The sequence below is a fragment of the Vibrio sp. vnigr-6D03 genome, assembly GCF_002835515.1.
Classification (GTDB): domain Bacteria; phylum Pseudomonadota; class Gammaproteobacteria; order Enterobacterales; family Vibrionaceae; genus Vibrio; species Vibrio penaeicida.
In genome coordinates this window covers 160,573-172,668 of the sequence record NZ_PIZL01000016.1, presented here as the reverse complement: position 1 = coordinate 172,668, position 12,096 = coordinate 160,573, and the positions used below count along the sequence as shown (strand labels likewise).

At 42.6% G+C, this 12,096-nt stretch carries 9 protein-coding genes; 5 read left to right on the top strand and 4 right to left on the bottom strand.

Translation table 11 applies throughout. The annotated features are described in order from the left end of the window. Positions 1 to 12 precede the first annotated feature (12 nt). The 3 genes from CW749_RS13790 to CW749_RS13780 form a co-directional block, all read right to left on the bottom strand. Positions 13 to 1,512, bottom strand: a complete 1,500-nt coding sequence (locus CW749_RS13790; RefSeq protein ID WP_101112723.1) for an FGGY family carbohydrate kinase — start codon at positions 1,510 to 1,512, stop codon at positions 13 to 15. Then, a complete protein-coding gene (locus CW749_RS13785; protein WP_101112721.1) occupies positions 1,505 to 3,172 on the bottom strand; it encodes a glycerol-3-phosphate dehydrogenase/oxidase in 1,668 nt (555 codons plus the stop codon). Before CW749_RS13785 ends, CW749_RS13790 begins: the two co-directional genes overlap by 8 nt. A 174-nt stretch (positions 3,173 to 3,346) precedes the next feature. Then, positions 3,347 to 4,153, bottom strand: a complete 807-nt coding sequence (locus CW749_RS13780) for a DeoR/GlpR family DNA-binding transcription regulator (protein ID WP_180958404.1) — start codon at positions 4,151 to 4,153, stop codon at positions 3,347 to 3,349. A 202-nt stretch (positions 4,154 to 4,355) separates the two neighbouring features. Here CW749_RS13780 and CW749_RS13775 point away from each other — a divergent pair, with 202 nt between their 5' ends. Continuing rightward, on the top strand, positions 4,356 to 5,198 hold the full coding sequence (locus CW749_RS13775) for a hypothetical protein (protein WP_101112717.1): 843 nt from the start codon (positions 4,356 to 4,358) through the stop codon (positions 5,196 to 5,198). 115 nt (positions 5,199 to 5,313) lie between these two features. On the opposite strand, the gene CW749_RS13770 is transcribed toward CW749_RS13775, so the two are convergent. Then, a complete protein-coding gene (locus CW749_RS13770; protein ID WP_101112715.1) occupies positions 5,314 to 6,708 on the bottom strand; it encodes an FAD-binding oxidoreductase in 1,395 nt (464 codons plus the stop codon). 428 nt (positions 6,709 to 7,136) lie between these two features. Between CW749_RS13770 and CW749_RS13765 the strand changes: the two genes are divergently transcribed. From CW749_RS13765 to CW749_RS13750, 4 genes are all read left to right on the top strand, one after another. Further along, entirely contained in the window at positions 7,137 to 8,198 is a 1,062-nt protein-coding gene (locus tag CW749_RS13765) for a substrate-binding domain-containing protein (protein ID WP_101112713.1), read from the top strand. Between the two features lie 113 nt (positions 8,199 to 8,311). Next, positions 8,312 to 9,838 carry a sugar ABC transporter ATP-binding protein gene (locus CW749_RS13760; RefSeq protein WP_101112712.1) on the top strand — a complete coding sequence of 509 codons (1,527 nt, stop codon included), beginning with the start codon at positions 8,312 to 8,314 and terminating at the stop codon, positions 9,836 to 9,838. A 52-nt stretch (positions 9,839 to 9,890) separates the two neighbouring features. After that, positions 9,891 to 10,898, top strand: a complete 1,008-nt coding sequence (locus tag CW749_RS13755; protein ID WP_101112709.1) for an ABC transporter permease — start codon at positions 9,891 to 9,893, stop codon at positions 10,896 to 10,898. Positions 10,899 to 10,908: 10 nt separating this feature from the next. Further along, positions 10,909 to 11,898, top strand: coding sequence for an aldo/keto reductase (locus CW749_RS13750; protein WP_101112707.1), 990 nt, complete (start codon positions 10,909 to 10,911; stop codon positions 11,896 to 11,898). The last annotated feature ends 198 nt before the right edge of the window (positions 11,899 to 12,096 follow it).

The window sequence follows — 12,096 nt, the reverse complement described above, 5'->3', positions numbered from 1 at the left end:
TTTTGTATCTGGTTAAGGTGTGCCTTCAATGAGATTTTTGTAGGCTGTTATATAAGGTTTATAGGTCTCATGTAACTCACGTCTAGGTTTGTATACTTTTTTGGGTGTACAAATATCAGAAGTAGCCTGTTCAAAGTTTTCAAATAGTCCAATCGAAACGCCAGCGGTTATTGCTGTGCCGAGTGCCGTTGCTTCCTTATTATCCATCTCCACATAAGGTAGGTTTAGAATGTCGGCTTTCATTTGATTCCAAAGCGAATTGTTGGCCATTCCGCTCACGCCTCTGATCTCGGTAACTTGTTCACCAAGATCATTTGAAAGTTGGTTGAATGTAAGGGACAAGTCATAAGCTAAAGCCTCCAAGAAGGAACGATACAGATGTGCTCTTTTATGCCCCCACTTTAATCCGACGAATGCGCCAGCGTTTACATCGGCATCGGGTGGGCAGGCACGACCTCCGAAGTGAGGGTTACAGAGCAAACCATCAGAGCCAGGTGGGATGAGTTCGGCGTCTTTTGATAGGTCTTCATAGTGGCTAATGTGGTCGCAATCGTCACCGAACATGATATCAACAAGCCATTTTTGAGTCAGCCCACCACCATTAATGAACACCGACGGGTGGCAAATGTTAGGTAAAGGTGAGCCGAAGATTTCCCCCACTTTTCCAATGCGTTCATAAGAAGTTACAGGGGTCGACATAGATAGGATAGGATAAGTACCAGCGATATCTACAGCCACGTTCTTAGAAAAACCACCCGCGCCAACAATGCTCGCAGGAGTATCGCCAAGCCCTGCCAGTATCGGTGTGCCACTCGGTATAGAGGTGAGCGTAGACAGTTTACTGGTCGTATGCCCAACAATATCGGTCGACTCCGCAATATAAGGCAAAAGCTTCAGATCAATACCGAGCTTGGAAGCGATGTTTTGATCCCACTGTTGGCTATGTTTGTTTGAAAGACCCGTCATCCAGAGTAGAGACTTATCTATCGCCCACTTTTCTGGTGGAAGTTCTGAAAGATGCCCGACGATATAGCTTGTAATGGGCACGATTTTAACCGTTTTTGCAAAGCTCTCTTTTGACTGGCTTTCCATCCATTTCATTTTTGGTGCAAGTATTGGGTACCAAGTGCCTGTCACTTCTCGTATCTCGGAACCGTATTCATTCGTTATGCTTTCGTAGTGAGTGAGAAAACGCGTGTCTAACGATGTGGTGTAAGGAAAGGTTGGGGAGCCATATTTATCTACACCTAATACTCCCCCCATCATTCCCGATACGCCAATTACGCAGACCTCTTGGGCAGAAAAAGAGTCATCGGTATCAAAGAGCTGATTGATAGACAACAACATGGAATCATACATCGCGTTTATGTTGTAAGCGGCTTTGCCAGTGGTGTCCGTGTCTGGTGTGTATGTTTGTTTTTGTTCCCTTAATAGCTTCCCTTTACTATTAAAAACAGACAAAAGCATTCCACTAGAGCCCAAATCAATGGTCAATATCAGTTTCTTAGTCATAACTACCACCTAGTTTCGATTTGGTTTGATTCATTGAGAGGCATTGAGGCTTAGAGGAACCAAACTCTCGATTGATGGCCACTTCTTCTTGGTACATATTAATTTCTTTTCGAAGTCTTTCTGGAGACCAATTGAGCTCGCTAGCGGCGAGTTTCCCTATTGCTTCAAGTTGAGACAGTCCTGCGTCTTTCAATTGAAAGAAGACATTTGTTCGTCTTATTAAAATGTCGGTCAGGTGAACGACATGCTCGTTTCGCGCGATGTAGCGAATTTCTGCTGGAGTCAGAGGAAAGTTAGAGCCGAATATGTCTTTTCGGTCTTCGTCAAATGAAGCCAGCTTAAGCACTTGAGGTGTGTTGCTACCAAAATTACCTTGTATTCTAGCAATATCTTGGTCTGATAAAACGTCGACATTGGGAAGTGTTAAGTGAGAGAAATTTTCTCCGCCCGAAATCGGTGTTACGTGGCTTAAGCTCTTTGTTTTGCAAAGCTTCTCTTGGTTTTCTATAAAATCAACGGTTTCTTCTGCCATGAGTCGACATGTACTCAATTTACCACCAGCCAAGGTGTATAAACCCGAAGAGCTTTGAGTGATCAAGTGGCGTCGAGAGACGTTACTGGCATTTGATATTGACTCTGTTTTCACTAAGGGTCTTAATCCTGACCACGCAGAGAGGATGTCCTGCTGTGTTAATTTCGCGTTTGGAAACATTTCATTGGTTGCGTTCAGTACATGCGTAACATCAGAATCAGTTACCGTCGGGTTATCAATATCACCCTCGTAGTAGGAATCGGTTGCACCCGCAAAGACATACCCTTCATCATTTTTAGGTAATACCCAATTCATGCGACCATTGTCGCTTTCTACGTGCATGAACACACCATGGTTAACTTTGAGTCTCTTGTTGCTAAACGCAAGGTGAACACCCTTGGAGGGAGACATTAAACGTTGTGCGGTGGGATCATCGATTAAGCGAATGGAATCGACACCTGGACCGCAGGCGTTGATCACATAGGACGCCGATAATTCAAAGCATTCGTTAGAGAGATGATTGGTTGCTTTTACCCCACAGACCCTGCCTTTTTTATAAAGTAAATCCGTTACTTGAGTGTAGTTCATGGCGTCAGCCCCGAGAGATATCGCGCTTTTCAGGGTGTCTATTGTTAATCTGGCATCGTTAGTCGCTAAATCATGAAACAACCCAGCTCCTTTAAGCCCATTTGAATTCAAATTAGGTTCTTTGTCTCTTAGCGTCTTTTTATTGAATATTCGGCTTTTTCTGTTTTTAGGGTTACCTGATACAAAGTCATAAAAAGAGAGCGCTATCTTGAGCTGCCAAGGGCTGTATTTACCTTGTGAGTTTGATACAAACAGAATGGGTTGGGTTTTGGCTAAGTGCGGCGCTATGTTTAGCTGAGTCTCTCTTTCCCTGCAAGATTCACGAACAACCTTGAGGTCAAGCGTTTCCAAATAGCGTACTCCCCCATGTATGAGTTTCCCTGATCGGCTGCTTGTTCCTGAAGAAAAGTCATTTTTCTCTATCAGTGCGACGGAGTATCCCCTCAATACCGCTTCTCGGGCGAGAGATACCCCTGATATGCCCCCACCAATTATCACAAAATCATATGCTTTAGGTGCATCATTGCTATGTATTTCCATTTCCGCTCCTTGGAAAATGACGAATTAATATAACGACATGTAGTTTTTTATAGCATTGTGGTGTTTTTGTGTAAAGTTTGTTGTTGTTTTTTGTGTTTTTAAGGCATAAAAAAGCCGAATCGGTAATGATTCGGCTCTACAATATGGATGTTGTGGGGGAAGCTGGTTGAAAGGCTAAATCACCTCAATACCATTATCCTCTGCCCACTGTCTGTATTCCAGAGGGAATTCATCATCAACAATAAAGGCGTCGAATACTGCTAAATCGGACACTTTGCTGAAGTTAATTCTACCTAGCTTCGAGGAATCGCATACAAGGTACTTCTTTCTTGCTTGGCGAAGCATCATTTGGTTTGACGGGACTTCTGCGTGCGCTGGATGTGTCCAACCCGCATTAAGGTCAATGGCAGAAGCACCAAAAAATCCTCGGTCCAAATTGATAGAAGCTAATGCTTGCTCCGTTACAGTGCCAGACAATGCGTGAGATGTGTTTCTGTAGTGCCCACCTGGAACGAACAAGTCTACAATAGGTAGGCGGACGGCTTTTTCCGCAATGTTTAGAGCCAATGTCGTTACGGATAGGTGCTGAACGTCATCGGATAAGTAATCTAGAATCATAGGAACAGTACTACCTGCATTTAGACCTATGCTTTCGTTAGATTTAATGAGTGACGCTGCTTTTTGAGCGATGGTTTGTTTTGTCGTTAAATGAATATTTTGTTTTTCTTCTAACGCAATTTCATTTTCATAGGGAGAAGGGGCGATATACTCGCTTTTCAGTTTGGCTCCCCCATAAACGACAGTGACTAACCCTTGCTTTTCAAACGTAGTGAAGTCACGGCGAATCGTTGCAATGTTGACTCCAAATTGTTTAGCCAATTGCGCGTTTTTTGCGACTCCATTTTTTCGAATTATTTGCAAAATCCGACTTTGACGTTGTTCAGGCAGCATGGTTTCTTCTGAAACGTCTCCTCTACTCATAAATGTTCCTTTGAGTTTAGTGAGCTGTAAGTTGTGAAATATCATAACATCGTGCTGTTCTCAAGCTTCACACTTTGCTTATGTGCTCGTGCACCATATTTATTTCTTTTTTAACTTTTGTGTAGCATTATTGTTGACATTATACTACATAAAGCTACATAGTGCTTTATGTGACAGATGAAAGAAAACATAAGGAAGTGTTATGGAAGGGAAAACTATTCGTCTCAACAGAATGTTTGAGAACAAGAAAGCGGTCTTTGCAGCGTTAGTTAACAGTATGTACCTGGGACCACAGCCAGGTATTACATCAGATAGTGAGTTCAGGAGAATTCTACTTGAACTATCGAAGAATGGCTTAACAGGGGCAATGCTCTCACCAGGGTACATAAAACAATACTCTAGTCTATTGGGGCACAGACATTCTCCGGCAGTAATCATGTCGGTGGGGTGGACGGACAAATGGCGGAATGCCGAACTGTTGGGGCATGATGGGTTCAAGGGACAGCATGACTTTATCGCTAATGCTGAGCAAGCCGCTGCTTACGGCGCTGATGCGGTGCACGATTATGTCTTTCTTGGATCGAGTAACCCCGCTGATGATGTCGCTGAAATGAAACGCCTAGGTACGCTAGTCCGGGAGTCTGAGCGTCTTGGACTTCCCGTATTATGTGAGCCTTTAGCTCGAGGTACAAATGTTGCTGACGGTGAACAAAATAAACCGGAGTTTGTTGCTCTGGCGGCTCGCATGGCTGCCGAAGCGGGGGCGGATATTGTTAAAGTCGAATATACAGGGGATCCCGAGTCATTTAAGACCGTCGTCGACTCAACACCGGTTCCTACGGTGATGATGGGCGGGGCAACGCGAAGCAGTTTCTTAGACTTTCTTGTGAGTTTGGAAAGTGCGATGACGGCAGGATGTTCAGGGGTGGCTGTAGGACGAAACCTCTATTTGCATGAACGTCCAGCCGATGCGATACGGGCGATTACCGACGTGATATGTCAGGGCAAAGCGGCAGCGGATGCTGCTAAAGAATATAATTTGTAGGGTACTTTGCTTCCTCAGTTAAGAGGTTTTGGCGTCTTCTAGGCGCCTTTTTTGAACCTAAAAAAATCCACCTCTACGTAAGGGTGGATTCAATGTGTTTAGTGGTTAAATTCGATTAACCAAGAAGCATTCGACAGAATAGAACATTGTTAGGATCAAGTTTTTCTTTGATTTGCTTATGGATAAAGCCTACATCCGTTTCCATGTAATGACTTGAACGTTCAGAGCCAACTCCGTGGTGATGAGCTAACGTACCTTTATGTGCTTTTACAATGGTTGCCATTTTATCTTGGCAATGACGCCAAATACTCATGGCTTCGGAATCGCTGCTTTCCTCTATAAAGAAAAGTGCATACATACAGGCACCTGTTTGATAGGCGTGAGAGAAGTGAGTATAGAACTGCTCTACTCTATCATTAAAGGCATCTTCTAAGGCTAAAGCACAATCTGAAGCTTGATTCCAAGGCAAGGTTACTTCTACGGTATCGAACATCTTCCCATCGATAACATTGCGATCTCTCATCATGGTTTCACACTGGTAACGATTGATAAACCAAGTGTCTGAAACATCGTCAGACAGTATTGTCCCTCCGATATTGGTCACTTTCTTTCTTGCTTCGATGGTAAGCGCTGAGAGAGATTCTTCTGGCGCGATGACAGAGAAAGTTAACAAAGCAAAATCGTCTTTTGGAACTCCTTTAGAAATAGACTCGGTAATATGGTTGGTTTCAGCGATATTGTATGCGCGAAGCAATCCGATAGGGAACCCGCCTTGAACCAATTGACGCTGTGCTTCAATAGCGTTTTCGTAGTTGTCAAACGCGACTGATGTAAATGAGGTTGGCAGTTTTCTGTGAACTTCTAGAGTGACGGATGTAATGACTGCAAAACTGCCTTCTGATCCGATAAGAAGCTTAATTAAATCAAGCCCTCCGGGGGTTCTTGCACTGGGAGTCGCCGTTATGACTTCGCCGGTTGCAAGGACGGCTTCCAATCCAATAACTGCATGCTCAATACCACCATAGTAGGTAGACGATGAGCCTGTTGCTCGAGTATTAATCCAACCACCCACTGTAGATATAAAAAGTGATTGAGGGTATTGACCAAGTTCAAAGCCCCACTGTTCCATCGTTTTGAGAAGATCACCACCATAAACACCAGCACCGACCGTTATTTGGTTGGTTAAACGCTCTACAGGTTGAATGGAATTTAGGTTTTCCGTTGATAGGTAAACGTTAGGACCGCCTTCAAAACTACCCACGACGTTAGAGTGTCCCCCTAATACTGAAACTTGGATATTAAGTTTGTTGGCGAGTTTAAGAATAGTAGAAACATCATTTGAATTATCTGGCTTGAAAATCAAAATGTTTGAATTTTGTTTTTTTTCTTTAAAGTACCTAGACCAATGTTCTTCAGGGTCCAAATCCTTGGTGTTTAGAACGTCATAATCAATCTTTTCGATTTGATTCGTTTCTAAAGCATTTAGAACCTCTTCAATTGTCTTCTCCATACTTTTTTACTCCACTTCATTTATGTCCATATATGAGGGTTGTATACCCGCACCTCTAACTCATCTAGAGTTCCTGTTTTATTTTTTAGCATTATGTAGTTTTGTGTTCAAGTTCTTTTGGCTTTATTGAGTTTTTAATACTAGTCTAGTGACGATTGTTAATGCATTGGATGGTTAGTTACTTCTGTTTTATCATTAATTACCAGTGTTATAATCTATTAATCTGCATTTATTATGGTAATATATTCCATTTGTTATCGATATTTTAGATTTGTAATTCTTTTTTCACTTCTTGTGCGGTTTGAACTTGTAAAGCGACATTATGCTAATTATTGTGGTATTTAGATGTTGGGTTGTGTGGTTTGGTGTTTAGTTAGTGCACTTCCATATAGCTAAATCAAGGAAGACGATGTTCAAGGAGAACTGAAATGAGTTTTACAAGAGAAAAAGAAAGTCTATTCAAGCGAGGGGTAAAGAGAGCGGCAGTCTCTGTTCTTACGGCTTGTATCGCATTTTCGACGGTTGCAGCAGAGAAAGAAGCCAACGGTTTTGTAGGTGATCCCGAAGAAACTTACTACATGAATGTTTTTGTATCGGGCGTTGAATATTGGTTCCCTGTGTATGAAATGATGAAGCAGGCAGGGAAAAAGCTGGGTGTTAAAACTGTTTACACAGGTACACCAGAATATGACGTAAACAAGCAGCTCGCGTCTTTCGAACAAATCCTTGCGCGCAAACCTGCGGGTATCCTGCTGGCACCGATTAACCCTGACCCTTTTGTGGAGCCGATTAAACGAGCCAGAGAAATGGGCATTCCGGTCGTTACTTTTGGTGCCGACTCTCCAAATAGCGAACGTACTGCTTATGTTACTTCAGATAATGAACGTGAAGGGATCTATGCAGCTGATGCGATTGCCGAAGATATGGGAGGAAAAGGTGAATATGCCGTTCTAGAAAATCCTGGGCAAGATAATCACGATAAACGTGTAGCTGCATTTATTGGTCGAATGGAAGAAAAGTGGCCCGACATGAAACTTGTTACGCGCGCCGCAAGTAATCAAGATCCAACCAAAGCTTACAACGCCTTGCTAACGATGTCTCAAGCACACCCAAATCTTGGTGCTGTATTTATGCCAGAAGCGAATTCGGCAATGGGGGCTGCGCAAGCAGCAAAAGAGCTAGGAAAAGGCATTCGAGTCTTTAATTGCGATATCAACGCAAAAGTTTTAGACATGATCAAAAACGAAGAAATCTTCGGTGCTCTTAACCCGAACCAGGGGGTTCAAGGGTTTATGGGAATGACATTGCTCTTCTTAGCGAAACACTCTGAGCTCATCGATCCGATGAATGACCATGTAGCCAAAGGCATCAACCCAATGCAAGTGCCTTATGTCGACAATGGATTCTCTATTGTAACAAAAGAAAATGCAGAACATTTTTATTGGGATACGTACATGAAGCGAAGAGAGTCCAAGGGTGTAAGAGACTAGCTCGCGTCAGCTTAAGAGGAAAGGGGGCGGAGCGGCGTGCTCCCTTATTCCAACCTTTGGCTTACGACAATAATAAAGACGAAGATCTATCTGTTTGCTGTAGGAGAGTTGTTGTGGATGGAAATGAAGTCCTAGAATTGAAGAATATCACCAAGAGATTCGGACCAACCGTAGCTTTATCAAACGTTAACTTTTCGTTAGCTAAGGGCGAAGTTCATGCGTTGTGCGGTGAGAATGGCGCTGGCAAGTCCACGTTAATGAAAGTGATCAATGGTATCTATCAACCTGATAGTGGGACCATTCTAGTAAAAAACAAAAGCGTTCATATTGATAGCCCACGTAAAGCCAAAGCGTTAGGCGTGAATTTCGTTCATCAAGAAATTGCACTTTGCCCTGACGTCACGGTGGCTGAGAATGTATTCATGTGTGGTGCTGAAAAAGGTGAAAAGTGGCGAATTAATTATTCAGAAATAAATAAAAAAACGCTCGATATCTTATCACAATTGATGCCCATTCAACCCGACATTAAAGTAAAAGATCTGGGTATATCGACACAACAAATCATTGAAATCGCTAAAGCACTCACAGAAGAGTGTGATGTTTTAATTTTAGATGAGCCTACCGCAGCACTGACTGAAAAAGAATCGGAAGCACTATCTAATATTATTCTGGATTTAAAAAGTCGTGGTGTAAGTATTATATATATTAGTCATAGAATGGCTGAAGTATTCGATTTTTGCGATCGAGTGACCGTATTAAGAGATGGAGAATACATTTGTACTAAGGAAATAAAAAACACCTCACCAGAAGATGTCGTAAATAATATGGTAGGAAGAAAAATAAATGATCTCTACCCACCTAAAAGTAATGAAGTCAAATCAAATGACACACCCATTCTGTCGGTAGAAAACCTTTGTGATAAAGAGCGGTTCAACAATGTTAGCTTTCAGCTTTATGAAGGTGAAATATTAGGAGTGGCAGGGCTGATTGGTTCGGGGCGAAGTGAGCTTATACAAACCTTATGTGGCTTGCGCCCTAAACAGTCAGCGAATATAACATTGGAAGGGAAAAAGATTCAGTTTAAATCTTATGATGACAGCTTGAATAACAAAGTAGTTTATTTGTCTGAAGACCGTAAGCAAGAAGGTGTGTATCTCGATATGTCTATTCGAGAAAATATCTCTGTTTTGGGGCTCAATAATTTAAGAAAGAGTTTCGGTAGAATAGATAAACAAAAAGAAATAAAACAAGCTGAATCACTATCAAAAGTACTTACCGTAAAATATAGAGATATTGAGCAGCTGACAAGAGAACTCAGCGGTGGCAACCAGCAAAAAATTGCCATTGCTAGAATGTTAGCAATAGAACCGAAAATAATTATTATGGATGAGCCAACAAGAGGAATTGATGTTGGAGCAAAACATGAAATTCACGCATTACTTAGAAAACTAGCCAATCAAGGCGTCGGTATTATTATTATTTCTTCTGAATTACCAGAAATAATTGGAGTGAGTGACCGAGTCATAGTTATGTATGAGAATTGTATATCGGGTGAATTAAATAGTGACGACGTTACAGAAGAAAATATCATTCGGTTGGCATCTGGATTAAATATTGAAAGTGAGGTGAAAGTCGGATGATGGTATTAAAATTTGACGGCTTTAACCGCAAGGATTGAATCAGGATAAAAATATGAAAACGGAATTTATAAATAACTCAGGAATGACTGAGAAAGTAGAACATAAAGGATTACTTCCACTGATCTCAAGGTTTGCTGGGGCGCGTGAAGCAGCACTGGTTGCCATTATCGTTATTCTGTTCGTGGTGATGAGTTTTGCTTCTCCTTACTTCCTCACATGGGCGAACATGCGTGCCATGCTTCTTTCTTTTTCAACGGAAGGCTTGGTCGTTGTCGGAATGACCATACTGCTTATCGTTGGCGGGTTCGACCTATCTGTCGGTGCCGTGATGTGCTTATCTATGGTGATAGCCGGTAAGCTTTTCCTCTTAGGCATGGACCCATGGGTGGCGAGTTTGGTTGCGATTGCAGCCTGTGCTGGCATCGGGAGCATTATGGGTGTTTGTGTGACCAAGGTTGGCTTAAGCCATTTCATGACAACACTTGCCTTTTTGGGGATAGCGCGAGGGCTGTGCTTTGTTATAACCGAAGGATCTCCATTATCGCTGTATAGCCTGCCGCCCGAGTTTAAGTTTATTGGTCAAGGAGATGTGTTTGGTTTGCCATTTTCAGTGATCATATTCATCGCGGTTATTTTCCTGTCCGACTATATGCTCAGAAATATGTTGATGTTTAGAAGGGTCTACTATACGGGGAGTAACGAAAAAGCCGCGTTATATTCCGGTATTCGAACTGACCGCATCAAGTTTTGGACGACCGTATTGTGCTCCTCAATGGCAGGTCTTGCGGGCATCATTTTTATGTCTAAGTTTGGCGGAGCGACACCAACGTTCGGTGTTGGACTTGAACTCAATGTTATCGCTGCCGCTGTAATTGGCGGGGCGAGTTTAAACGGCGGTGCAGGAACGATTTTTGGCGCTATTTTGGGTATCGCGCTTCTTTCTATTGTGTCTTCGTCTCTTATTTTACTCAACGTCCCCGTGTACTGGCAGGAGCTGATTAGAGGATTGATTTTATTATCAGCGATTGCGATTGACCACGTCATTCAATCTAAAAAATAAGGAGCCCGTGATGCAGTACAGAAAAATTGGTCGTTCAGATATCTCTGCTTCCGCGGTTGTCCTTGGTACCTGGGGGATTGGTGGCGGTTCTATATGGGGGAAAGAAGCGGATGAAAAGGAGCTGATTAATACGATTCATGCTGCGTTGTCTTCAGGCATCAACTTTATTGACACGGCTCCAGGTTATGGCTTTGGTGAGTCAGAAAGGATTATTGGAAAAGCCATTAGAAAGCGTCGAGATGAAGTCGTCGTGGCAACAAAATGTGGTTTGGTATGGGATTGGGAAGGAACCGAGCACTTTTCTACTGATGGAAAGACGCTAAGGCGAAACTTGTCGCCAGAGAGTATCCGCCGTGAAGTAGAAGAAAGCTTGAAGCGTTTGAACACAGATTATCTGGATCTTTATCAAGTACATTGGCCGTCGAATGCGCCTTATCACACACCAATCGAAGAAACGCTCGAATGCTTGGTGGGACTCAAGCAAGAAGGAAAGATAAGAGCTATTGGTGTGAGTAATTTATCTGAAGAAGAAACATTAGCGTATTGCAAAGGCAATCAAATTGATACCAATCAGATTCGCTACAGCATGCTCTGGGAGAAAGACGCAAGAGCCACCGTAAACCAAAACCAGAGTTTGGGGATGTCTACCATGGCGTACCAAGCGATGGAGCAAGGGCTACTTTCTGGGAAAGTAACGATGGACACCCAATTTGATGCCAATGATATTCGCAATGTGGATGCTTGGAACCCTTGGTTCGTTAAAGAAAAACGTGCGCAAGTGTTACAGCAAATGGAAGCATGGAAGCCGTTGCTAGATAAGTACAGTTGCACCATGGCACAGCTTATTGTCGCTGCTACTAGTCAGGTATCGGGAATTGATTTTGTGTTGTGTGGCGCGCGATCGGTTGGGCATGCCGAGCAAAATGCGAAGGCAGGATCGTTGAATATTGATAAGGAAGATGCAAATACCATGTTGTCACAATTGAATGCATTGAGTTGAAATTTCGAAGGGGCACTTTAACTGGTTGTATTTACGAAAATAGTAAAAAACTATTGTAAGAACACGTGTCCCTGAAAGTTTCAATTCACCAAATTTAAGACGTCTTGGCTGGGTAAATGTCGCACATAGATTCGAAACACTTGGTTGGAGTGTTCAATTAAATATATGTGTATTTTAGTTTTAGACACAAGGACGCAG